This window comes from Kitasatospora sp. NPDC091276 (assembly GCF_040684355.1).
In the GTDB taxonomy this organism is placed as follows: Bacteria; Actinomycetota; Actinomycetes; order Streptomycetales; family Streptomycetaceae; genus Kitasatospora.
Map to the genome: position 1 here is coordinate 461849 of NZ_JBFBFU010000001.1, position 22651 is coordinate 484499.

At 71.4% G+C, this 22651-nt stretch carries 20 protein-coding genes, 1 rRNA gene and 1 riboswitch; of the genes, 11 read left to right on the forward strand and 10 right to left on the reverse strand.

The features are described from left to right. Positions 1-35: 35 nt before the first annotated feature. From AB0O19_RS01980 to AB0O19_RS01995, 4 genes are read left to right on the forward strand one after another with little or no spacing between them, the layout of a single operon-like run. Entirely contained in the window at positions 36-1037 is a 1002-nt protein-coding gene (locus AB0O19_RS01980; protein ID WP_363616967.1) for a sugar ABC transporter permease, read from the forward strand. Positions 1038-1077: 40 nt separating this feature from the next. After that, positions 1078-1983, forward strand: coding sequence for a carbohydrate ABC transporter permease (locus AB0O19_RS01985; RefSeq protein ID WP_363585891.1), 906 nt, complete (start codon positions 1078-1080; stop codon positions 1981-1983). 37 nt (positions 1984-2020) lie between these two features. Beyond that, complete coding sequence (locus tag AB0O19_RS01990) at positions 2021-3739, forward strand: glycoside hydrolase family 13 protein (RefSeq protein ID WP_363616969.1); 1719 nt, start codon at positions 2021-2023, stop codon at positions 3737-3739. A gap of 25 nt (positions 3740-3764) precedes the next feature. Next, positions 3765-4784: a LacI family DNA-binding transcriptional regulator gene (locus tag AB0O19_RS01995; RefSeq protein ID WP_208869121.1), complete on the forward strand. Its 1020-nt coding sequence runs from the start codon at positions 3765-3767 to the stop codon at positions 4782-4784. Between the two features lie 109 nt (positions 4785-4893). Here the strand turns inward: AB0O19_RS01995 and AB0O19_RS02000 are convergent, their stop codons facing one another. Together AB0O19_RS02000 and AB0O19_RS02005 are read right to left on the reverse strand one after the other, a co-directional pair. Beyond that, positions 4894-6270, reverse strand: coding sequence for a transglycosylase family protein (locus AB0O19_RS02000; protein WP_363616971.1), 1377 nt, complete (start codon positions 6268-6270; stop codon positions 4894-4896). Continuing rightward, positions 6257-6419, reverse strand: a riboswitch (cyclic di-AMP (ydaO/yuaA leader). It overlaps the preceding gene by 14 nt. A 429-nt stretch (positions 6420-6848) precedes the next feature. After that, positions 6849-7820 carry a hypothetical protein gene (locus tag AB0O19_RS02005; RefSeq protein ID WP_363616973.1) on the reverse strand — a complete coding sequence of 324 codons (972 nt, stop codon included), beginning with the start codon at positions 7818-7820 and terminating at the stop codon, positions 6849-6851. A 559-nt stretch (positions 7821-8379) separates the two neighbouring features. Here AB0O19_RS02005 and AB0O19_RS02010 point away from each other — a divergent pair. After that, a complete protein-coding gene (locus AB0O19_RS02010) occupies positions 8380-8643 on the forward strand; it encodes a DUF397 domain-containing protein (protein ID WP_363585895.1) in 264 nt (87 codons plus the stop codon). 379 nt (positions 8644-9022) lie between these two features. On the opposite strand, the gene AB0O19_RS02015 is transcribed toward AB0O19_RS02010, so the two are convergent. Beyond that, a complete protein-coding gene (locus AB0O19_RS02015) occupies positions 9023-9544 on the reverse strand; it encodes an ATP-binding protein (RefSeq protein WP_363585896.1) in 522 nt (173 codons plus the stop codon). 418 nt (positions 9545-9962) lie between these two features. Between AB0O19_RS02015 and AB0O19_RS02020 the strand changes: the two genes are divergently transcribed. Beyond that, complete coding sequence (locus AB0O19_RS02020) at positions 9963-10829, forward strand: helix-turn-helix transcriptional regulator (protein WP_063350131.1); 867 nt, start codon at positions 9963-9965, stop codon at positions 10827-10829. 78 nt (positions 10830-10907) lie between these two features. Here AB0O19_RS02020 and AB0O19_RS02025 read toward each other — a convergent pair whose 3' ends face one another. Beyond that, a complete protein-coding gene (locus tag AB0O19_RS02025) occupies positions 10908-11486 on the reverse strand; it encodes a TetR family transcriptional regulator (RefSeq protein WP_363616975.1) in 579 nt (192 codons plus the stop codon). Between the two features lie 260 nt (positions 11487-11746). After that, on the reverse strand, positions 11747-13261 hold the full coding sequence (locus AB0O19_RS02030; protein ID WP_363616976.1) for an MFS transporter: 1515 nt from the start codon (positions 13259-13261) through the stop codon (positions 11747-11749). Positions 13262-13348: 87 nt separating this feature from the next. Here AB0O19_RS02030 and AB0O19_RS02035 point away from each other — a divergent pair, with 87 nt between their 5' ends. Further along, a complete protein-coding gene (locus AB0O19_RS02035) occupies positions 13349-13780 on the forward strand; it encodes a MarR family transcriptional regulator (protein WP_363616978.1) in 432 nt (143 codons plus the stop codon). 62 nt (positions 13781-13842) lie between these two features. On the opposite strand, the gene AB0O19_RS02040 is transcribed toward AB0O19_RS02035, so the two are convergent. The 5 genes from AB0O19_RS02040 to AB0O19_RS02060 all read right to left on the reverse strand — a co-directional run bounded on the left by AB0O19_RS02040 (position 13843) and on the right by AB0O19_RS02060 (position 18371). Beyond that, positions 13843-14790 (reverse strand): M56 family metallopeptidase, encoded by a 948-nt coding sequence (locus AB0O19_RS02040; protein WP_363616980.1) that lies wholly within the window; start codon positions 14788-14790, stop codon positions 13843-13845. A 140-nt stretch (positions 14791-14930) separates the two neighbouring features. Next, positions 14931-15497 (reverse strand): DUF5134 domain-containing protein, encoded by a 567-nt coding sequence (locus AB0O19_RS02045; protein ID WP_363616982.1) that lies wholly within the window; start codon positions 15495-15497, stop codon positions 14931-14933. A gap of 215 nt (positions 15498-15712) precedes the next feature. Further along, positions 15713-16468 carry an amino acid ABC transporter ATP-binding protein gene (locus AB0O19_RS02050; RefSeq protein WP_363616984.1) on the reverse strand — a complete coding sequence of 252 codons (756 nt, stop codon included), beginning with the start codon at positions 16466-16468 and terminating at the stop codon, positions 15713-15715. After that, a complete protein-coding gene (locus AB0O19_RS02055; protein ID WP_350875703.1) occupies positions 16465-17286 on the reverse strand; it encodes an amino acid ABC transporter permease in 822 nt (273 codons plus the stop codon). The genes AB0O19_RS02050 and AB0O19_RS02055 overlap by 4 nt, the downstream gene beginning before the upstream one ends. A 191-nt stretch (positions 17287-17477) precedes the next feature. Then, positions 17478-18371, reverse strand: coding sequence for an ABC transporter substrate-binding protein (locus AB0O19_RS02060; RefSeq protein WP_363616986.1), 894 nt, complete (start codon positions 18369-18371; stop codon positions 17478-17480). A 542-nt stretch (positions 18372-18913) separates the two neighbouring features. Between AB0O19_RS02060 and AB0O19_RS02065 the strand changes: the two genes are divergently transcribed. The 4 genes from AB0O19_RS02065 to AB0O19_RS02080 form a co-directional block, all read left to right on the forward strand. Further along, a complete protein-coding gene (locus AB0O19_RS02065) occupies positions 18914-20314 on the forward strand; it encodes a DUF6421 family protein (protein WP_363616988.1) in 1401 nt (466 codons plus the stop codon). After that, positions 20311-21069, forward strand: coding sequence for an SDR family NAD(P)-dependent oxidoreductase (locus tag AB0O19_RS02070; RefSeq protein ID WP_350875646.1), 759 nt, complete (start codon positions 20311-20313; stop codon positions 21067-21069). The genes AB0O19_RS02065 and AB0O19_RS02070 overlap by 4 nt, the downstream gene beginning before the upstream one ends. Next, complete coding sequence (locus tag AB0O19_RS02075; protein WP_363617033.1) at positions 21066-22142, forward strand: low specificity L-threonine aldolase; 1077 nt, start codon at positions 21066-21068, stop codon at positions 22140-22142. Before AB0O19_RS02070 ends, AB0O19_RS02075 begins: the two co-directional genes overlap by 4 nt. A 426-nt stretch (positions 22143-22568) precedes the next feature. Beyond that, positions 22569-22651 (forward strand): 16S ribosomal RNA (locus AB0O19_RS02080); the annotation flags it as partial.

Below are 22651 nucleotides of genomic sequence, written 5' to 3' on the forward strand. Positions count from 1 at the left end.
CTCCCCGAGACTTCCCCCCGAGAAGGTGTCAATCGATGTCAGTCGCCGTGCAGGGCGCCACCGGCAAGGGCAGCCCGGAGCGCGAGCAGCGTCCGGGCCTGCTGGAACGCGTCAAGCGCTCCTACGCCAAGCACTGGTACGCCTACGCGATGATCGCCCCCGTGGTGCTGGTCCTCGGTGCGCTGGTGCTCTACCCGCTGGTCCAGGGCCTCTGGCTCACCCTGACCGACGCCAACAGCCTCAACGTCGCCCGCAAGATCGGCGTCAACGAGATCCCGGCCAGCTACGACTTCGTCGGCTTCCACAACTACGCCGACATCCTGTGGGGCCCCGGCTCGTACGACCGCTTCTGGTCCCACTTCGTCTGGACCATCGCCTGGACGGCCATCTGCGTCTGCCTGCACTACACCCTCGGCCTGGGCCTCGCCCTGCTGCTCAACAAGAAGCTGCGCGGCCGCGCCGTCTACCGGATGCTGCTCATCCTGCCCTGGGCCGTGCCGACCTTCGTCACCGTCTTCTCCTGGCGACTGATGCTGTCCGACGGCGGTGTCGTCAACAGCATGCTCGCCTTCCTCCACCTGCCCGAACCCGGTTGGCTCACCGACCCGTGGGCGCAGAAGTCCGCCGCGATCCTGGTCAACACCTGGGCCGGCGTGCCGTTCATGATGATCTCGCTGCTCGGCGGCCTGCAGTCGATCCCGGCCGAGCTGTACGAGGCCGCCGAGATGGACGGCGCCACGCCGTGGCAGCGCTTCCGGTACGTCACCCTGCCCGGGCTGCGGGCCGTCTCCTCCACCGTCGTCCTGCTCGGCGTGATCTGGACGTTCAACCAGTTCAACGTCATCTTCCTGCTCTTCGGCACCGGTGCGCCCGACGCCCAGCTGCTGGTCACCTGGGCCTACCGCCTCGGCTTCGGCCAGATCCCCCGGGACTACGCGCAGTCCGCCGCCTACGGCGTGATCCTGCTGTCCATCCTGATCGTCTTCACCGCCTTCTACCGGCGCTGGCTCGCCCGCAACGAGCAGGCCAACGGCTGAGGCTCCGGACCCAGTTGACCCACGAAGGCAGGTACCCCCGATGAGCACCACCACCGAACTCCCCACCCCCGCGACGACCGTGGCCCCGGCCGCCCGGCCGGCCAAGGTCCGCCGACGCGGTGAGAGCAGCCTGCTGGCCAGGGCGCTGTCCCACGGCACCCTGATCGTGGCCGGCCTGATCGCGCTGTTCCCGGTGGCGTGGATCCTCTTCGTCTCGCTCGGCCCGGACAAGACCGACTACCTCCACCCCGGCGCGATCCTCGACAAGCTCACGCTGTCGAACTACCACCACGTGCTGTTCGACACGGACTTCTTCACCTGGTTCGGCAACGCCCTGCTGGTCTCCGGCGTCACCACCGTGTTCGGCGTCCTGGTCGCCGCCACCACCGGCTACGCCGTCTCCCGGATGCGCTTCCCCGGCCACCGGCCGCTGATGTGGTCGCTGCTGGTCACCCAGATGTTCCCGATCGCGGTGCTGATCGTGCCGATGTACACGATGCTCTCCGACCTCGGCCTGCTGGACAGCTACCTGGGCCTGATCCTGGTCTACTCGACCACCACCGTGCCGTACTGCGCGTGGCTGCTGAAGGGCTACTTCGACACCATCCCGGTGGAGATCGACGAGGCCGGCCGGGTCGACGGGCTCAGCCCGTTCGGCACCTTCTGGCGGCTGGTGCTGCCGCTCGCCCGCCCGGGCCTGGCGGTGGCCGCCTTCTACTCCTTCCTCACGTACTGGGCCGAGGTGCCGTTCGCCTCCACCTTCATGCTCAGCTCCGACAAGTACACGCTGGCCGTGGGCCTGCAGACCTTCGTCAGCGAGCACGACGCCCAGTGGAACCTGATGGCCGCGACCGCCGTGCTGATCGCGATCCCGTCGGCAGCCTTCTTCTACCTGGTGCAGCGCCACCTGGTCACCGGTCTGACAGCCGGTGCCTCCAAGTCGTAACGCTCCTCGCTCCTCTAGTCCCCAAGGGATACCGTCCATGACCCAGAACCTGGCCGACACCTCCCGGCCTGCCGCCGACGCCGCCGCCCACGAGGCGGTCACCCCGGCTCCTGCGACTGGCGGCGCGTCCAGAGGCTGGTGGCGGGACGCGGTCATCTACCAGGTGTACCCGCGCAGCTTCGCCGACTCCAACGGCGACGGCATGGGTGACCTGCCCGGCATCCGCAGCCGCCTGCCGTACCTGCGCGACCTCGGCGTGGACGCGGTCTGGCTCTCGCCGTTCTACGCCTCGCCGCAGGCGGACGCGGGCTACGACGTCGCCGACTACCGCGCCGTGGACCCGATGTTCGGCAGCCTGCTGGACGCCGACGCGCTCATCCGGGACGCCCACCAGCTGGGGCTGCGGATCATCGTCGACCTCGTCCCGAACCACTCCTCGGACCAGCACGAGTGGTTCCAGCGGGCCCTGCGCGAGGGCCCCGAGTCCCCGCTGCGCGAGCGGTACCACTTCCGCCCCGGCAAGGGCGAGAACGGCGAACTGCCGCCCAACGACTGGGAGTCCATCTTCGGCGGCCCGGCCTGGACCCGCAGCGAGAACCCGGACGGCACCCCCGGCGACTGGTACCTGCACCTGTTCGCCCCCGAGCAGCCCGACTTCAACTGGGAGAACCGGGCCGTCGCCGACGAGTTCCGCTCGATCCTGCGGTTCTGGCTCGACATGGGCGTCGACGGCTTCCGCATCGACGTCGCCCACGGCCTGGTGAAGGCCCCCGGCCTGCCCGACCTCGGCGGCTCGGACCAGCTCAAGCTGCTCGGCAACGACGTCATGCCGTTCTTCGACCAGGACGGCGTGCACGAGATCTACCGCAGCTGGCGCAAGATCCTCGACGAGTACCCGGGCCAGCGGATCGGCGTCGCCGAGGCCTGGACCCCGACCGTCCAGCGCACCGCCAACTACGTGCGCCCCGACGAGCTGCACCAGGCCTTCAACTTCCAGTACCTGGGCACTGGTTGGGACGCCGCCGCGCTGCGCGAGGTGATCGACGTCTCGCTCGACTCGATGCGCCCGGTCGACGCCCCCACCACCTGGGTGCTGTCCAACCACGACGTCACCCGGCACGCCACCCGCTTCGCCAACCCGCCCGGCCTCGGCACCCAGATCCGCACGCCCGGCGACCGCGAGCTCGGCCTGCGCCGCGCCCGCGCCGCCACCCTGCTGATGCTCGCGCTGCCCGGCTCCGCGTACATCTACCAGGGCGAGGAACTCGGTCTGCCGGACGTTACCGACCTGCCGGACGAGGTCCGCCAGGACCCGTCGTTCTTCCGCAAGGCCGGGCAGGACGGCTACCGCGACGGCTGCCGCGTCCCGATCCCGTGGTCCGGCACCGAGGCCCCGTACGGCTTCGGCCCGGTCGCCGGCGGGCCGTCCTGGCTGCCGCAGCCGGCCGAGTGGGCCGCGCTGAGCGTCGAGGCGCAGACCGGCGACCCGGCGTCCACCCTGGAGCTGTACCGCAGCGCGCTCGCCGTCCGCCGTTCCCAGGACGACCTCGGCGCCGGGACGGCCGTGGAGTGGCTGGAGGGCCCCGAGGGGACCCTGACGTTCCGCCGCGGCTCCTTCGTCTGCACCGTCAACGCCACGGACGCGCCGGTCCGGATAGCGGCGCCCGGAAAGCTGCTGCTCTCCTCGGTGGAACTGGTGGTCGACGGCGGCGAGACGGTGCTCGCGCCGGACAGCACCGGCTGGTGGGCGGTCTGACGTGGTTGCAATAGGCTCTGGGACCGTGACTACGGCGCGACTCTCAGACATCGCGGCGCAGGCGGGGGTCAGCGAAGCCACCGTCTCCCGCGTACTCAACGGCAAGGCGAACGTCTCCGCCGCCACCCGGCAGACCGTGCTGGCGGCGCTCGACGTGCTCGGCTACGAGCGGCCGACCCGACTGCGCCAGCGCAGCGCCGGCCTGATCGGGCTGATCACGCCGGAGCTGAGCAACCCGATCTTCCCCGCACTGGCCCAGGTGATCGAGCAGGTGCTCAGCCGGCACGGGTACACCCCGGTGCTGTGCACCCAGACGCCGGGCGGGTCCACCGAGGACGAACTGGTCGAGATGCTGGTCGACCGGGGCGTGGCGGGCATCGTCTTCGTCTCCGGGCTGCACGCCGACTCCACCGCCGACCACGACCGCTACGCCCGATTGACCGGGCGAGGGGTGCCGTTCGTGCTGATCAACGGCTACAGCGAGCGGATCGACGCGCCGTTCATCTCGCCGGACGACCGGGCCGCGATGTGGATGGCCGTCCAACACCTGGCCGAACTCGGGCACGAGCGGATCGGGCTGGCGGTCGGGCAGCGGCGGTACGTGCCGGTGCTGCGCAAGATCGAGGGCTTCACGGCGGCGATGCGCGAGGTGCTGGGACGGAGCCAGGAGGAGGCCGAGGAACTCGTCCACCACACGCTGTTCAGCGTGGAGGGCGGGCACGCGGCGGCCGGCGCGCTGCTGGACAAGGGCTGCACGGCGATCGTCTGCGGCAGCGACATGATGGCGCTCGGGGCGATCCGGGCGGTGCGGCAGCGTGGGCTGTCGGTGCCGCACGACGTCTCGGTGGTCGGCTTCGACGACTCGCCGCTGATCGCCTTCACCGAGCCGCCGTTGACCACGATCCGCCAGCCGGTCGAGGCGATGGCGACCGCGGCGGTGGACGCGCTGCTGGAGGAGGTCGGCGGAAACGCCGTCCAGCGCGGGGAGTTCATGTTCCAGCCGGAGCTGGTCATGCGCGGGTCCACGGGGGCCTGCGCGCGCTGAGGACGGTCAACGGACGGGCCCCGGAGAGCAGTTGCTCTCCGGGGCCCGTCGTGTGCCGCCAGGGTTCCGGGTCAGCCGCCAGTTGTCGGCTGTCACCCGTCGGTCGTGCTCAGACCCGGCCGGCGAAGTCCGGCGCCCAGTTGGCGACGGTCTGCAGGCGCACGCCCGAGCTCGGGTTGGCGGCCTCGACGTACTGGCCGCCGCCGATGTAGATCGCGACGTGGTAGACGCCGGAGTTCTGGCCGTTGTTGGACCAGAACAGCAGGTCGCCCGCCTGCAGGCTGTCCAGCGAGACGCGGGTGCTGGCGGCGGCCTGGTCGGCGGCGACGCGCGGGACGGAGACGCCCGCGGCGCGCAGCGCGGCCTGGGTCAGGCCGGAGCAGTCCCAGCCGCCGTTGCCGGTGCCGCCGTAGATGTACGCCTGGCCGACCTTCGACTGGGCGAAGGAGACCGCGGCGGCCATGCTGCCGGTGGCGGCCGGGGTCTGAGCCGGGGTCTGAGCCTGGGCGGCCGGCTTGGTGGCCTGGGCCTGGGGCTGGGCGGCCGGCTTGGCGTTCGCGGCAGCGCCGTTGGAGGTCTGGCCGGACTTCTGCGAGCGGTCGAACCAGGTGAAGTCCGAGCCGGACGTGGCCGACGAGCCGGAGCCGGACCGGTCGGCCTGAGCCGACTGCTGGGCCTGGCCGCCGTCCTTGAACGAGAGGCGCTGGCCCGGGTAGATGCTGTCCGGACCCTCGGTCAGGGTGCCGCGGTTGAGTTCGTACAGCCGCTGCCAGCCGCCCTGGAGGTTGTGCTTGTCGGCGATCGAGGACAGCCAGTCGCCGGAGGCGACGGTGTAGTCGTCGGCCTGGGGCTGGGCGCTGTTCTGGGCCTGGCTCTGGCCCTTCTGGGCCGAGGTGCCGTTGGTGGAGTCGGCGGGGGCCTGCGCCTGGTCCTGGGCCGGTGCGGCCGGCTTGGCGGGCTTCGCGGCCGGGGCCGGGGTCTGCGCGGGCTTCGCGGCCGGGGCGGCCGGCTTCGCGGCGGGCTTGGTGGCGGTCGAACCGGCAGCCGAGCCGGCGGTCGAACCGGCCGAGGTGTCGACGGCGGCCGGGGCGCCGCCCTTGGTCAGGCCGGCCTGGACCGAGCACACGGGCCAGGCGCCGGGGCCCTGCGAGGCGAGGACCTTCTCGGCGACGGCGATCTGCTGGTCCTTGGTGGCCTGGTTGGCCTGGGGGGCGTAGGCGGTGCCGCCGAAGGCGGCCCAGGTGCTGGAGGTGAACTGCAGTCCGCCGTAGAAGCCGTTGCCGGTGTTGATGCTCCAGTTGCCGGTGCTCTCGCACTGGGCGACCTTGTCCCAGGTGGCGACGGAGGCGGCGGAGGCGGTGCCGGAGGTGAGGCAGGGGATGGTGAGGCCGACGCCCGCGACGCCGACGGCGGCGATCACGCGTCGGGTACGACTGGACAGACGGGTGCCGTTGGTGGGCAGCATGAAGACGCAGTCCTCTCCCACGCCTGCGAGGTGAGCTGTCGGATTCGGGCTGGAGTTGCCCGGCCGCGCTGTGGGCGCGGCTTCACCCCTAGCCCTGGATCGTTCCGGGGAACGGTCCGGGGCGACTTACCTGTGGGTCCCCCGCTCCTGCCGTGGTGCGTTTTCGCGTTGCCAGGACATCCGACGGCAGGACTCGGCGTCGCGGATGAACTGGGTTCGTGTGGCCACGAACGGGGAGCACGTTAAGCAGACTTAAGTTCAAACTGCAAACACCTGTGACGCGCATCACAGTTTGGCGAGAACGGTCGTTCCCCTCGCTTTTCATGATCGGAAATGACCGATTTCCGGCAACCCCGCGAAGGGTGCGCGCAACTGTCTGCGCTTCAGGAGGCGGGTGACGGTGGGTCGGGTCGCCCGGGGGCCCGTCCGTCGGGAGGGCGGCGTGTCCGCACTGTGGTCGTCGGGGGATGTGTCGAGCGATGGTGAACAAATATGGACAGAACGGACATCGCACCTATTCGTTCTTTAACTCCCTTACGGGACAAGCGGGAAGGGCCCGGAACGTAGCCGTTCCGGGCCCTTCCCGCGTGCGGTGACCGCTACTGCTGGCCGGCCGACTCCTCGGCGGCGGCGTGAGCGGCGTGACCGCCCCGGCCGGAGTGGTCGGCGTGGGTGCCCTCGGCGGCCTCCGCCGCCTCGGCCTCGGCCTGCGCCAGGGCCTCGGGGGAGGGCGCCGGCAGCGCGGCCAGGTAGGTGGAGGCGATCAGCTGGCCGACCGTGGGGTAGGCGCCCAGCGGAGCCGCGGACGGGCAGCCGGTCTCCTCGGCGGCCGTGGCGAGCAGCTCGGAGTCGGCCTCCGGCCCGATCACCAGCGGGGCCAGCGCCGGGCGCTGGGAGCCGGTCTCCTTGAGGTGGTTGACGGCCGCGGCGACCGAGCCCGGCACGTCGAGCGCGGCGGGCACGACCGGGACGGCCAGCCGGGCCGCCAGCAGGACACCGGTGATGCCGGCCGCGGCGGCGGCCTCCTCGCCGCCGACGGTGGTCAGCACGACGCCGTCCGCGGCGGTCGCGATGGCGAACAGCCGGGCCCGGTCGGCACGCGCCAGGCCGGCCTCGGACAGGCGCACGTGCACGGCCTCGGCGAGCAGCGGGTGCGGGCCGAGCACGTCGGTGACGGGGGCTCCGTACTCGGCGGCGAGGGCGTGGAGTTCGGTCAGGAATCCGTGCGGGCCGGGTACCAGCGGCACCAGGACCGGCGCGGGCAGGCCGGCCTCGGCGGCCATGGCCAGCAGTTCGGCGACGGTGCGGTCGTCGCTGTCGGCGCCCTGGGCGGCTTCGCCCGGGAGGTAGCCGACGGCGGTCTGGATGCCGCTCTGCTCGCTGCGGACGATCGACAGCAGCTCCTCGACGACCGAGCGGGACTCGGGCCCGGCGGTCGCGGGCACGGCGAGCACCAGGGCCGGGGATCCGGCCGGGATCTCGGGGCGCTCGGGGCGACGGTGGCGCCCCCGCGCACGGGAGCCTGGAGTGCGGACGGGCAGTGGCGCGCCCGGGATGGCTGCGGTGCTCATGCCGGAGATCGTAGGACATCGGCCCGTCAGGCCTGCATTCGGCTGCCGTTCGAGTTTCACGTGGTCATGGCGGGTGCGCCGCGCTCCCGTCGTGTCCGTCCGGGCGGTTTGCCCGCAATCCGGACATATCTCACCCAGCCTTCGAGCGATCACCGCTGGTTGCCCTGACGTGTCCGACGGGGCGTCGAGTTGCTTCTGTGGCGCGTGAGATGTCTCACAGCCAGGAGGTCGCCTGACGGAGGGTCACGAAGGCGCGACTCCGGGCGCCTGAAGATCAACATTCAGCGGGGAGCCGCTCACGGCCGGTTATCGAGAATCTGGCGATTCACTCGGCTATGTCCGTTTACGTACCGTCAGGAGAAGGGTCCGTGAAGAGTTCAGAACTGCCGGTGAAAGGCCTCGTGCACCTGCAATGTCCCGTGCTGATGCACGTGCACAGCAGCTATCATCGCGTCAAGTGAGGCGTTGTGCCGGGCCGGTACGGGGCCGGTCCGTTCGTTCGGCGGGTGCCGGGAGCGCCGCGCTGGACGACCACTCCGGAGCTCTTCGGGAGATTTCTATGCACGACTCGCAGGACACGTACGGCTCGTACGACACCTACAACGGGATGGCGGCCGCCGACCTCAAGGGGGTTGTCTGGCAGAAGAGCCTGCACAGCAACTCCCAGGGGAACTGCGTCGAGTTCGCGGCCCTGCCGGGGGGCGATGTGGCGATGCGCAACTCGCGCTTCCCGGAAGGTCCGGCGCTCATCTACACCCGGGCCGAGATCGCCGCCCTGCTGCTGGGGGCCAAGGACGGGGAGTTCGACCACCTGGCGGTCTGACCGGCCGTCGTCCTGCCATCGGGGGGCCGTCGTGGGTACTGACACCGCGACGGCCTTTGTCTTGTCCGGGGCCGGTCCGGGGCCACACGACGGGCGCTCTCGCGACGGGCGTTCTCGTGGCCGACCGTGCGCAGGTGCGGCGGGTGGTCCCGCGCACGGTTGGGGGCCCGGACGTGGACGGGAGTCGGGCCGCCGGGGTGCCCGGCCGTCGGTCCGGCCGGCTCGTCCGGGAGGCAGGCCCGGGAATCGTCGTGGGAATCGCCCTGAGGGCTGGGCCGGAGCCCGTGGCGCACCTGTGCCAGGCCCGTCGATCCGCTCCGCGGAGCCCGGGGTGCGGTCCTCCCGGGGCCTCCCTCGGCCGGCCGCGCGCCGCCTGGCGCTAGGCCGAGCGCCGGTGCCGTCCACCGAGTTCGGAACCGGTGGCCGGCTCCGCCTCGAACAGGGCCCAGACCACCTTGCCGCTGCCCAGCGGGTGCCAACCCCAGGAGCGGCTGAAGGACTCCACCAGGTGCAGTCCGCGGCCGGACTCGGCGACGAAGTCCGCCTCCCGGGCGACCGGGCCGATGCAGCTCGGGTCGCTCACCGCGCAGACCACCTGGGGAGAGCGGTGGACCAGGCTTATTCGGATCGGCAGCCGTCCCTCAGGGGTCGGCTGTATGGGAAAGTCGTACTCGCCCTGGACGCCACCCGCAGGGTCGGGCCGTGCGCCGATCGCATGCCGCAGTGCGTTGGTCACCAGCTCCGAGGCCACCAGCGCGACGTCGTCGAACAGCTCCATCAGGCCCCAGCGCTGAAGAGAGGTTCTGGCGAAGTCGCGCGCGGTTCTGACGGCTTCGAAGCGAGGAGCGAGCGTACAGGTGACCACATGGGGGTCAACCGCCAAAGCCGTACCGGTGCTCATGAAGAGCTCCTCCCATAAGGGGGCGGACACGGCTGGACCCGCCGGGGTCATGCCGGTCACCTCCGACTCGCTCGGCCGCTCGGCCGCCCCCTCGACCAGCGCGCGCGCACACGAACCCCCGGTGGCGCGGGGGAACGCTGCCGGGTCGGTGCACGGAGTCGCGCGTGGGGTCGACGCGGAGCCCGCGGGAATGCCAGGGATGTGCAGGTGCACGTGCACCATGGTGGTGTGCGCTCACTGCAGATGCAAGAGTCGATTCACGTGCAGTCGCACTATTGGCATATGCAAGCGCCGGATGCACGTGCATCCTGGTGTGTGGAGTGTGGAACTGATAGGAACATCCGTCAGTATCGGCACCGTGAGCGCTCAACTGATGGCAGACTGTGCGCTGTTTGCCCTAGGTGGAGGTTTCGACCGCATGACCACAGTTCAGCCGGGCGGCGGCTCGATGGTCCGCCGGATCCTCCTCGGTTCTCAGCTGCGTCGCCTGCGTGAGACGCGAGGCATCACGCGCGAGGACGCCGGCTACGCGATCAGGGCCTCGGAGTCCAAGATCAGCCGCATGGAACTCGGCCGCGTCAGCTTCAAGGAGCGCGACGTCGCCGACCTGCTCAGCCTCTACGGCGTGGACGACGGCCTGGAGCGGGAGGCACTGCTCGGGCTGGTCCGCGAGGCCAACAAGTCCGGCTGGTGGCACAGCTTCAACGACGTGCTGCCGGGCTGGTTCCAGACCTACGTCGGCCTGGAGGAGGCCGCCCAGCTGATCCGCACCTACGAGGTGCAGTTCATCCCCGGACTGCTGCAGTCCGAGGAGTACGCACGGGCGGTTTTCGGCCAGAGTCGGCCGGTCGTCAGCGAGGAGGAGATCGAGCGGCGGGTCAGCCTCCGCCTGCGTCGCCAGAAGCTGCTGACCGAGGGCGCCAGCCCGCGACTGTGGGCCGTGATCGACGAGGCCGCGCTGCGCCGCCCCGTCGGCGGGCCCAAGGTGATGCGCGGCCAGGTGCAGTACCTGATCGACGTCGCCGAGCAGGCCAACGTCGTGATCCAGGTGATGCCGTTCCGATTCGGCGCGCACGCGGGGGAGTCCGGGGCGTTCACGATCCTGCGCTTCCCCGAACAGGACCTCGCCGACGTCGTCTACCTGGAGCAGCTCACCAGCGCGCTGTACCTCGACAAGCGGGACGACGTCGACGCGTACATCCAGGTCATGGAGCGGCTCTGCGTGGACAGCCTCACGCCCGAGCGGACCGTGGACCTGCTGGCGTCGATCCTCAAGGAGCGCTGAGGCGAACTCCCGGCAGAACGTACGGGTCCGGCGACCCGCGATCGGTCGCCCGGACACCCAGCCGCCGTCCACCCGCCGTCAGCCGCGGGCCGGCGGCCGTTCGCGTTCCGGCGGCAGGGCCTGCGGCGGGGTGCCCAGTTCCCAGGGCAGGTCGTAGCGGCGGAACAGGTCGGCCCGGATCAGTGCCAGCGGGAGTTCGGCGCCCGGCAGCAGCACCCCGATGCAGCCGCCCATCAGCGCGCTGCGCAGCACCGCGTGCTCGGCGGCCGGGTCCGGCGCGCCCCAGTCGAGCAGCAGGCCCTGGAGGATCGCGCCGAGCTGCTGCTGCTCCGGGTCCTGGACGAAGGCACCGGAGTCCGGGTCCAGGATCAGCGCGAGGTGCGAGCGCATCACCCGCGGGTGCTCCAGGGCGAGGGTGAGGACCGCGTCGATCGCGCGGGCCAGCCGGGCCGCCGGCGTGGCGTCCGGGGCCAGCTCGGCGAGCGCGCCGGAGAGCGACTGGTGCATCATCCGGTGCGTCGCCGACTGCATCAGCAGCCGTTTCCCGTCGAAGTAGTAGGAGAGCAGCCCGCGCGCGAGCCCGGCCCGCTCGGCGATGTCGGTCAGCGTGGTGCCCGCGTATCCGTGCCGGTCGACCAGTTCGACGGTGGCTCGCATGATGCGCCGACGGGAGCGTTGCCGCATCTCCTCATTGACCGAATCCCCGCGAGGTGCCATCGTGTCTGCTCCGAACGTTCGTTGGCTCCGGGCCAATATACTGGCGGAGCCGGTAGTCGCACCGTGAAACCGCGCGCCGGTGGGCGCCGCTCGGGCGCCCGGTACGAAGACGGCCGGCTCCACCAAAACGGGGGTTTGGTGGAGCCGGCGCCATTGTCCGACGGCGGGGGCCGGGGCCCGGCCCGGGCGGCGGTCGACGGTCAGCGGTTGGTCAGGACTTCGGTCCGCGCCGCGCTCGACCCGACCGGGGGGTAATCGTAGTCCGGCACCGGCGCGGGAGCTGACGTCCGCCGCCGGTCGACCAGGGCGCCCACCGCGGCGATCAGCAGGCCGAACAGCGCGACCGCCGTGACGAACACCAGGGCCGGCCGGTAGCCGTCCAGCTGCGCCTGCGGGCTGTCGCCGCCGGCACTGCCGGCGGCGATCATCGCGGTCGCGCCGGCCAGGACCACCGCGGTGCCGACCTGGATCGCGGTGTTGACCAGGCCGGAGGCCAGGCCCTGCTCCTCGTCGCCCACCCCGTCGGTGGCGGCGATGTTCACCGAGGGGAAGGCCAGCGCGAAGCCCACGCCGAGCAGCAGCATCGAGGGCAGGACCAGACCCAGGTACGAGCTGTGCTCGTCCAGCCGCAGGAACAGCGCGAACGCGCCGACCAGGGCCAGCAGGCCGATCGGCAGCAGCCGGCCGGTGCCGAAGCGGTCCACGATCGGGCCCATGAACGGTGCCGAGAGCGCGATGAACGCGCCGGCCGGCAGCAGCCCGAGGGCCATCTGCAGCGCCGACCAGCCCAGCAGGTGCTGCAGGTAGAGCGTGACGACGAACTGGAACCCGCCGTACGCGCCGGCCATGGCGAAGGCGATCACGTTGGCCCGGGCGACCGAGCCGTTGCGGAAGATGCCGAGCCGGACCAGCGGGTGGGCGGTGCGGCTCTCCACCAGCAGGAAGGCTGCGGCCAGTGCGGCGACCACGACCAGCGAGCCGACGGTGCGCAGGCTCAGCCAGCCGACGCCCTGCGCCTCGGTGACGGTGAACACCAGCAGCAGCACGGTCGCGGTGCCGGTGATCGCACCCAGCACGTCGTAGCCGCCCTTGGCGCGCTCCTCGGCGGGGCGGGGGAGCAGCCGGACCGCGAAGAGCAGGGCGAGCAGTGCGACCGGAACGGGCATCAGGAACGTCCAGCGCCAGCCGACCGAGGTGAGCAGCCCGCTGAGCACCAGGCCGAGCGAGAAGCCGCTGGCGCCGCAGGTGGTGTAGATCGACAGCGCCCGGTTGCGGGCGGGGCCCTGGGCGAAGGTCGTGGTGATGATCGACAGGCCGGCGGGGGCGGTGAAGGCGGCGCTGACGCCCTTGAGGAAGCGGGCGGCGATCAGCAGCCCGCCGTCGTCGACCAGGCCGCCGAGCAGCGAGGCGGCGGCGAAGACGCCCAGGGCGACCAGGAAGACCCGGCGGCGGCCGAGCAGGTCGGCGGCGCGGCCGCCGAGCAGCAGCAGGCCGCCGTAGCCGAGCACGTAGCCGGAGACCACCCATTGCAGGGCGGAGGTGGAGAGGTGCAGCTCGGAGCCGATGGACGGGAGGGCGACGCCGACCATGGAGACGTCCAGGGCGTCCAGGAACATGGCGGCGCAGAGCACGATCAGGGTGCCCCAGAGGCGGGGTGTCCAGCTCAGCCCGCTGGTTGACGGGGCGTCGGGTGACGAGGCGGTCGCGGTGGTCATGGGGAGGACAGTACATGCGTGTGCATTCAATGCAAATGAATAAGATGTGAACACATAATTTTACGGCGCACGTGCTAGGGTGGCACCGTGGCTGATCTCGACTCCCCGGCGGAGGCCGGTCTCGTCGCGCAATGGCGCGACCTGCTGGCCCGGCATGCCGCCACGGCCTGCATGCTCGATCGCGAGCTGGGTGACAAGTGCGGGCTGGGCGTGAGCGAGTTCGAGGTGCTGGAGCGCCTGGTGGAGGGGTGCCAGGGCGGCGGTCATGCGCTGCGGGCACAGGAGCTGGCCCACACCGTCCACCTCAGCCAGAGCGCGCTGTCCCGGGTGATCGCCCGCTTGGAGAAGGGCGGGCTGGTCACCCGGGCGATGTGCGAGAGCGACCGGCGGGCCATCGTGATCACCCTGACCGGGACCGGTCGGGAGCGGTACGAGCAGGCCAGGCCGCTCCATCGTGAGGTGCTCGAACTGACCCTCGGCGCTCCGCTCGGGCCGCTGGGTGAGCCGCCGGAAAGCTGACCTGGTGTCAACTCGGTGGACCGACGCCCGGGTTGGGCCTTTCCGGAGGGGTGTGGGCCTTCTCAGAGGAGCGAGGTCAGCCCCGGGGCGACGGCCAGCAGGACGGCCGCGGCAGGTGCGGCGAGGGCGACGACGGTGAGCCGCAGCCGGTGCGGGACGGACAGTCGAGGACGGCCCGCGAGCAGCCGGTCCACCCGCCGCGGGGACTGCGCCAGACCGGGCGGGCAGGAGCCGAACACCCCGCGGTCCAGGTTGAGTTCGGCCAGCGCGAGGGCGGTGGTGTGCCGGCCGTGCCGGCGCGCCGCCCGGTCGTCGGCCGCCAGCTCCACCAGTTCCTCCACCTGGGCCCGGAAGGCGCTGAACACGCCGACCCCGGGGAAGCCGGAGGCGAGCGCCTGTGCGCACTGCTGGAGCCAGTGGTGCCGGGCCCGGACGTGCCCGCGCTCGTGGCTCAGGACGGCGGCCAACTCCCGGTCGGTCAGCTGTTGGAGGGCGCCGGTGGTGACCACCAGGCGGGAGTCCGGGCCGGGCAGCGACCACGCCTCCGGGCGGACGTTCTCCAGCACCACCAGCCGCTCCCGGCGACTGCGGGCGGACGCGATGGCCTCGGGCAACTCCGGAGCGCGGACCGTGAGTTGAGCATGTCGGTGGTCGCGGATCGCCTTCGCGGAACGGACTTCGCGGGTGAGCGCCAGCACCGTCTGCAGGCCGCCCGCCGCCAGCACCGCGGCGCACAGCCGGCCCCAGCCCTCCGCGTCCTGGAGGCCGTACGCGGCCTCGACGCCGTGCGGGGCGCCCGAGAACACCAGGGCGCGCAGTTCGGGCAGCGCGGCGGAGGCGGCCAGCAGCAGGCCCAGGGCGCAGCACAGCAGCACGGCCACCACCAGGCACTGCCACGCCAGCAGCGCCAGCACCGGTTCGCGCTCCGCCCAGCGGGCCCGGGCCAGCAGCCGGGGCGCGACGGTCGAGAGCAGCAGTCCGAGCAGCAGCAGGCCGATCAGGGCAGTCATCGCATGGGCTCCCCGAGTACGCACGGAACGCGACAACGCGCTCCCTGCCAACCTATGCGCTGATGACGTCCGGAGGAACGGCTTTCGACCGGCCAGTGACCAACGCCACGTCAGGGATGGGCTCTTGGATCGATCCGGGCTCACATGGTCAGGAGCATGGCGAACATGCCGATGCCCATGGTGAGCCGGCAGGCCCGGGGCAGGCCGGCGGTGCCGAGTGCCACGGTCCCGGAGGCCGTGTGCAGGAGCCGGGTGCCGGCCCACAGCGAGTAGGCGCCGAAGTAGAGCAGGAGGGAGCCGGTCAGCAGCGGCGTGCCCGCGTCGGCGGCGTGGTGGTGATGGCCGGGGGTGGCGGTCATCGCGAGCGCCATGTACGTCATGGCGAGCGCGCCGATCGCGTGGTGCAGCCGGTGTGCCCGGCGGGCCGGGGCGCGTACGGCGGCGAGCAGGAAGGTGGTGGCGGGGAGACCGAACACCCAGGCCCAGACGGTGGCCGGGACGGCGCCGCCGGTCACGGCCATGGCGGCCATGCCGAGCCCCATCAGGGCCTCGGCGGCGTCGGACTCCCGGGCGAGCAGGCGGCGGGCGCCGAAGTGGTGAGTGGTGTCGGTGGCGCAGGGGGAGTGGCGCAGCCGGGTGAGGCAGTAGGCGCCGGCGGTGGCGGTGAGGAGCGCGAGCAGCCAGCTGATCAGCGAGGGTCCGTGCAACGGCGGCCTCCCGGGGCGGCGGGGGCGGGCGGCCGGCGGCGGTGCGGTGGGGGCGGCGAACCGCCACACCATCGCCCGCCGACCGCGGTCTGGACGGTCGTCCAGTCCACGATCACCGCTGTGGCCGGGGCGCGGGCAGGGCGCGCACCGGGGCGCACAGTGGTGCCCCCCGGTGTGCGGCCACCGGGCACACGCTCCGCCGCCCCGGCCGGTGCTCAGCCCGCGAGCCGCCCCGAGGCGACCACCCGGCTGAGGAACCGGCGCGTCCGCTCCTCCCGCGGATCGCCGAACACCTGCTCCGGCGGCCCCTGTTCGAGCACCACCCCGTCGTCCAGGAAGCAGACCTGGTCGGCCACCTCGCGCGCGAACCCCATCTCGTGGGTGGACAGGACCATCGTCATGCCCTGCTCCTTGAGGTCGCGCACCACCGAGAGCACCTCCCCGACCAGGACCGGGTCGAGCGCCGCGGTGATCTCGTCGAGCAGCAGCAGCCGGGGCCCGGTGGCCAGCGCCCGCACGATGGCGACGCGCTGCTGCTGTCCTCCGGAGAGCCGGTCCGGGTACTCCTTCGCCTTGGCCGCCAGCCCCAGCCGGTCGAGCAGCCCCAGCGCCTCCGACTCCGCCTCGGCCCGCCCCCGTCCGTGCACCCGGCGCGGGGCGAGCGTGATGTTCTCCAGCACGGTCAGGTGCGGGAACAGGTTGTAGGACTGGAACACCACGCCGATCCGGCGGCGGACGGCGTCCTGGTCCGCGCGCGGGTCGGTGATCTCCTCCCCGTCCAGGAAGACCGCCCCGTCGTCGATCCCCTCCAGCAGGTTGACGCACCGCATCAGCGTGGACTTGCCGGAGCCGGACGCCCCGATCAGTGCCGTCACCGAGTGTTCGGGCACGGCGAACCCCACGTCGCGCAGCACCACCTGGCCGCCGAAGGTCTTGCGCACGGACTCCAGTCGGAGCACGTCCCCGCTCACACCGCACCTCCCTGGAACTGCCGACGGTTCGTCCGCGCGGTCAGCCAGTCGGCGAACCGCGTCAGCGGAATGGTCAGCACGATGAACACCAGCCCCGCCACCAGGTACGGCGTGAAGTTGAACGACCGGGCCGCGATGATCTTGGCCGCGTACACCGCGTCGATCGCCCCGCCGATCGAGACCAGCCCGGTGTCCTTCTGCAGGCTGACCAGGTTGTTCAGCAGCGGCGGCACCACCCGCCGCACGGCCTGCGGGAGCACCACGTACCGCATCGCCTGCGCGTTGGTGAGCCCGAGCGACCGGGCCGCGGCCCGCTGGCTGGGGTGCACCGACTCGATGCCGGAGCGGAACACCTCCGACACGTAGGCGGAGTACGTCAGCACCAGCGCCGCCCCGCCGAGCACCAGCGGATCGGTGGTCACCCCGCCGAGCCGCAGCGCCGGCACCCCGGTGATCATCACCAGCAGGCAGATGATCATCGGCAGCCCGAGGAAGAAGTCCACGTACGCGGTGGCCAGCAGCCGCACCGGCAGGAACACCGGCCCGCGCAGCGTCCGCAGCACCGCGAGCAGCAGGCCGAACACCAGGATCAGCGCGCCGCAGCCGAGCATCAGCTCCAGGTTGAGCCGCAGCCCCTTCAGTACCTCGGGCAGCGCCTGGCGGGCGTAGTCGGCGTTGAAGAAGGTCTTCCGAGTCACCTCCCAGCCGGGGGAGTTGACGACCAGCAGGTAGAGCGCGACCGCCGTCGCCAGGGTCGACCCGGCGGCCATCAGCGCCGACCGGCGGGCCCGGCCGCGCCGGTACGCCTCGTGCGCCAGCCGCCGTTCGGACGGACGGTAGCCGTCGTCGTCCCCCTTGCCCCCGCCGCCGTCGAGGCCCTCCCCGTCGAGGCCCTCCCCGTCGAGGTCACCCCCGTCGAGTTCATCCCCTTCGAGACCCTTTCCGGCGCGGCCCTTCCCGTCCCGGCCCTTGGCGACCGACGCCGGACCGGCCGACACCGCGTCGCCGCTCACTTGAGCACCGGTGCCGAGACGGCGTCGGAGAGCCACTGCTTCTCCAGCCTCGCGAGCGTGCCGTCGGAGCGCAGCGCGTCCACCGCCTGCGACACGCAGCCGGTCAGCTTCGAGCCCTTGTCCAGCACCAGGCCGAACTGTTCGCCCTGCGTGGCCCCCGCGAACTGGCCGACCACCTGTGCCTCCGGCACCTCGGCGCCGGTGATGTAGAAGGCCGTCGGCAGATCCACCACGAGCGCCTCGACCTGGCCGTTCTTCAGCGCGGCCTTCGCGAGGTCGTTGGAGTCGAACACGGCCGGCTGGATGCTCGGCTTGATCGTGTTGGTGATGGTGTCGAGGCTGGTGGTGCCGACCTGCGCGCCCAGCTTGGCGCCCTTCAGGTCGGCGATGCTCTTCGCGCCCGCCGCCTTGGAGTTCTTCAGCGCGATGACGGCCTGGCGCACGTCGTAGTAGCCGGAGGAGAAGTCGACGGCCTGCTTGCGCTCGTCACTGATGGACACCTGGTTGACGTCGAAGTCGAAGTCCTTGGCCCCGGGCGAGGTGGCCTTGCCGAACGGCGCGACCACCCAGCTGACCTTCTCCTTGGGGTAGCCCAGCTTCTCCGCCACCGCGAAGGCCACGGCGGACTCGAACCCCTTGCCGTTCTCCGGCTTGTCCTCGGTGAACCACGGGTCGTACGCGGGCTTGTCGGTGCCGACGGTCAGCGTCCCCGCCGTCCGGGTCGCCAGCGCTCCCGGCGCGCAGCCCGCGGCGGTACCGGCCGCACCCGAGGAGCCCGAGGCGGCGGCCCCGTCGGACCTGGCGTCCTGCGGCGCGCACGCGGTCAGCGCGGCGGCCGCGGCGAGCAGCGCGGCGAGGGGCAGTGCGGCGGACGGCTTGCGGATGGTCATGGCAGGGCTCCAGTGAGGAAGGGCCGGGCGGGACAGGGAGAGGCAAGGGCGGGGTGGGACAGGAGGGAGACAAGGGCCGGGTGGGACAGGGGAGGCGACGGGCGGGCCGGGGCCGGCCGCGGGCCCGGCGGGTCACTTCCCCCCGGTGGCGGCGCCGGAACACACACGGCATGGTCGGCGTACGGGCCCGCGTCCGCGGCGCCCTCCGAGCCGGATCAGCGACAGCGGCGGCAGAGGCCGCGCACGCGACAGCAGGCGTGACAACAAGAGGGCGCCCGGAACAGGCCGATGTGGCACTCGGTCACCGTGATCACCGCCGGGAGCATGGCGGGAGGTTCGCATTCCGACAGTGCGTCTGTCCAGAACATCCAGATCCCTGTCCACATGGCGGACGCCCGGCCGGCGGGCCCGCGACCCGGGGCCCCGCCAGGGCCTCGGCGGAGCCACGCCGGAGCTTTGTCGGTCGCGACCCCCTTGAACAGGAGAACCTTTCGTACTTATGGTGTCTCCGTTGAAATAACTCCTGTCGAAGTGAGTCCCCGATGCAGAATCTTTCGCCAAGGCTCGCTGCGGCGGCCGACGCCCCGGTCTCGACCCTCGCCGGCCACCCGGCCTGGCTGCGCCTGAAGGAGGCCGTCGAGACGCTGCGCCCGCTGCAGTCCAAGGACGGCTCGATCGACCTGTCCGCCGTCCAGCGGCACACCGTCGACCCGCTGCTGGCCACTGTCCGCGGCGCCGTCGAGGAACTCGCCCCGCTGTTCCCGCACGACGCCGCCTACCTGGCCGCCGTCGACGCGGACCTGGCCAAGTGGGCCGACACCGGCTACCGGGAGCCCGACTTCCTGGACTCGCTGCTCGCCTTCCACCCCGCCGACCAGCGCGAGGACGGCCTGGAGCACCTCGTCGTCTTCCCGATGTACACGCAGAACGGCAACCCGAACCGCAACCTGGAAGCCGTCCTGCTGAGCGTCGTGTGGCCCGACTGGCTGGCCGAGCTGGAGCGGACCCGCTTCGACAACCCGATGTTCGTGCCGATCACCTTCACCGACTTCACGGCCGGCTACGACACCAACTCCGCCGTCCTCTTCCCCGAGACGGTCGCCGTGCGCAAGGCGCCGGAACGTTTCACCTGGGGCGGCATCTTCTGCGACCGCGAGGCCGCCCGCTTCCGCGCCGTCACCACCAGCGCCGTCCAGCAGCTCGGCCTGGAGATCCCGGCCGACGCCGAGGGCCTGCTCAAGGACCAGGACCGCGCGCAGGAGACCTTCGTCCTGTGGGACCTCGTCCACGACCGCACCCACAGCCACGGCGACCTGCCGTTCGACCCCTTCATGATCAAGCAGCGCAGCCCGTTCTGGATGTACGGCCTGGAGGAGCTCCGCTGCGACCTCACCACCTTCAAGGAGGCGGTGAAACTGGAGGCCGAGGGCAACACGCACGCCCGCGACGTCCAGTACGCGATCCTCTTCGACCGCCTGTTCCGCTTCCCGGTCAGCGGCGACCGCGTCCGCAACTACGACGGCATGGGCGGCCAGCTGCTCTTCGCCTACCTGCACAAGCACGACGCGCTGCGCTGGCGCGACAACCGCCTCAGCATCGACTGGGACCGGGCCCCGCAGGTCACCAACGCGCTCTGCGCCGAGATCGAGACCCTCTACCGCGACGGCATCGACCGGCCCAAGCCGGCCCACTGGATCGCCGCCTACCAGCTGGTCTCCCGCTACCTCACCCCGCACCCCGCCTCCACCTGGGCGAAGGGCGCCGAGGCGCTGCCGCTCGACATCACCGACGGCAAGGCGCTCAACAAGGCGCTGTGCGACGCGGTGCTCCCGGACGAGTTCCCGCTGAGCATGTTCTACGAGGCCCTGTCCAAGAAGCTCGGCGGCGTCATCGCCGCCACCGCCGGCATCACCGGCACCGGTATCCAGGGAGCCGCCGCGTGACCACGACCACCAAGTCCCCGCTGACCGGCAAGGTCATCGCCGTCGCCGGAGCCAGCGGCCCGGCCGGCCAGGCGGTGCTGCGCCGCCTCACCGCTGACGGCGCCACCGTGATCGGTGCCGACATCGACGCCCAGCGCCTCGAATCCGCGCTGGATGCCACCCGCATCGCCGTGCGCGGGGCCAAGGTCAGCGGACAGGTGATCGACCTGCTCGACCCGCAGGAGGTCCACGACTGGGCCGACCACCTGGAGGCCGAGCACGGCCACGTCGACGGTCTGTTCCACCTGGTCGGCGGCTGGCGCGGCAGCAAGACCTTCTTCGACACCCGCCTGGACGACTGGGACTTCCTGCACGACACCGTCGTGCGCACCCTCCAGCACACCTCGCTGGCCTTCCAGCCCGCCCTGGTCCGCAGCTCCGCCGGCCGCTACGCGATGATCTCCGCCGCCGCCGCGCACAAGCCCACCGCCGGCGGCGCCGCCTACGCGGCCGCCAAGGCCGCCACCGAGGCCTGGACCCTCGCCATGGCGGACTCCTTCAAGAAGGAGACCACCGCCCCCGACGGCGAGCCCACCGCGGCGGCTGCGATCCTGGTCATCAAGGCGCTGGTCAGCCCCGAAATGCGGGCCGAGAAGCCGGAGGCGAAGTTCGCCGGCTTCACCGACACCGCCGACCTCGCCGGACACCTGGCGGGCCTCTGGGACCGCCCCGCAGCAGAACTGAACGGACAGCACCTGTGGCTGACAGCCCGATGACCGACCTCACCCGTACGGACGCGGTACGGCGGCACGACCCCGCCGTCCGCGGCTTCGCCAGCGACAACTACGCCGGCGTGCACCCGGAGATCCTCGCCGCGATAGCCCTCGCCAACGGCGGTCACCAGATCGCCTACGGCGAGGACGACTACACGGCCCACCTCCAGGACGTCTTCCGCCGCCACTTCGGCGACAAGGCCGAGGCCCACCCCGTCTTCAACGGCACCGGCGCCAACGTGGTCGCCCTCCAGGCGCTGCTCCCGCGCTGGGGTGCCGTGGTCGCCGCCGAATCCGCCCACATCAACGTGGACGAGGGCGGCGCCCCGGAGAAGATGGGCGGCATCAAGCTGCTCACCGTCCCCACCCCGGACGGCAAGCTCACCCCCGAGCTGCTCGACCAGCAGGCCTGGGGCTTCGGCGACGAGCACCGCGCGCAGCCGCTCGCGGTCTCCATCACCCAGAGCACCGAGCTCGGCACCCTCTACACCGCCGACGAGATCCGTGCGATCACCGAGCACGCCCACCAGCTCGGCATGCTCGTCCACGTCGACGGCTCCCGCCTGGCCAACGCCGCCGCGGCGCTCGGCCTGCCGCTGCGCGCCTTCACCACGGACGTGGGCGTCGACGTGCTGTCCTTCGGCGGTACGAAGAACGGCCTGCTGTTCGGCGAGGTCGTGGTGGTGCTCAACCCCGAGCGGGTGCGGAACATCAAGTTCCTGCGCAAGACCTCGATGCAGCTCGCCTCGAAGATGCGCTTCCTCTCCGTCCAGTTCGAGGCGCTGCTCTCCGGCGACCTCTATCTGCGCAATGCCGGGCACGCCAATGCGATGGCCAGCCGGCTGGAGGCGGCCGTTCGCGGGATCGACGGCGTCGAGATCGTGCGCCCGGTCCAGGCGAACGCGGTGTTCGCGATCCTCCCGCGCGAGGTGAGCGAGCGGCTGCAGAAGCACTACCGCTTCTACTTCTGGAACGAGCACACCGGCGAGGTGCGCTGGATGTGCTCGTACGACACCACGGAGGCCGACATCGACGGCTTCGTGGCGGCCATCGCCGAGGAGATGGGCCGCATCTGACGGCGCCTGAACATCGGATCGCCCCTGCCCGGGATCCCGGGCAGGGGCGATTTGCATGTGGCGGTCCTGTCCCCGTACAGTTCCGGAGTCGCCGCGAGAGAGCGGGGGCAAGCGGAAAGCGAATTCCGATGAATGAAACTCCGGAAAACGGAGCGGAAAACATCTGATAAGCTTGAAACACGAAAGAACGAAGCGCCCGGAGGGCCCGCTGGAAGGCGGTCCGAAGGAAGTGTCCGTTCCTTGAGAACTCAACAGCGTGCCAAAAGTCAACGCCAGATATGTTGACATCCCCGGCCTCGATCGTTTGATCGGGGTTGGAGATTCCTTTTGAAGTAAAACACTAGCGAGGACGCAGTGCGCGGGACCGCCCTATTCCGGTGGTTGCCGTGCCGCTCAACGCGAGTGCCGCCCGATTGCGGGTAGACATTCACGGAGAGTTTGATCCTGGCTCAGGACGAACGCTGGCGGCGTGCTTAACACATGCAAGTCGAACGGTGAAGCCCTTCGGG

Bases quoted from the DNA above. Each gene is read 5' to 3' on its own strand.
- AB0O19_RS02060 (WP_363616986.1), bottom strand. From the start codon at position 18,371: ATGACCATCCGCAAGCCGTCCGCCGCACTGCCCCTCGCCGCGCTGCTC.
- AB0O19_RS02040 (WP_363616980.1), bottom strand. From the start codon at position 14,790: ATGACTGCCCTGATCGGCCTGCTGCTGCTCGGACTGCTGCTCTCGACC.
- AB0O19_RS01980 (WP_363616967.1), top strand. From the start codon at position 36: ATGTCAGTCGCCGTGCAGGGCGCCACCGGCAAGGGCAGCCCGGAGCGC.
- AB0O19_RS02010 (WP_363585895.1), top strand. From the start codon at position 8,380: ATGCACGACTCGCAGGACACGTACGGCTCGTACGACACCTACAACGGG.
- AB0O19_RS02030 (WP_363616976.1), bottom strand. From the start codon at position 13,261: ATGACCACCGCGACCGCCTCGTCACCCGACGCCCCGTCAACCAGCGGG.
- AB0O19_RS02065 (WP_363616988.1), top strand. From the start codon at position 18,914: ATGCAGAATCTTTCGCCAAGGCTCGCTGCGGCGGCCGACGCCCCGGTC.
- AB0O19_RS02005 (WP_363616973.1), bottom strand. From the start codon at position 7,820: ATGAGCACCGCAGCCATCCCGGGCGCGCCACTGCCCGTCCGCACTCCA.
- AB0O19_RS02015 (WP_363585896.1), bottom strand. From the start codon at position 9,544: ATGAGCACCGGTACGGCTTTGGCGGTTGACCCCCATGTGGTCACCTGT.
- AB0O19_RS01990 (WP_363616969.1), top strand. From the start codon at position 2,021: ATGACCCAGAACCTGGCCGACACCTCCCGGCCTGCCGCCGACGCCGCC.
- AB0O19_RS02020 (WP_063350131.1), top strand. From the start codon at position 9,963: ATGACCACAGTTCAGCCGGGCGGCGGCTCGATGGTCCGCCGGATCCTC.
- AB0O19_RS02025 (WP_363616975.1), bottom strand. From the start codon at position 11,486: ATGCGAGCCACCGTCGAACTGGTCGACCGGCACGGATACGCGGGCACC.
- AB0O19_RS01985 (WP_363585891.1), top strand. From the start codon at position 1,078: ATGAGCACCACCACCGAACTCCCCACCCCCGCGACGACCGTGGCCCCG.
- AB0O19_RS02075 (WP_363617033.1), top strand. From the start codon at position 21,066: ATGACCGACCTCACCCGTACGGACGCGGTACGGCGGCACGACCCCGCC.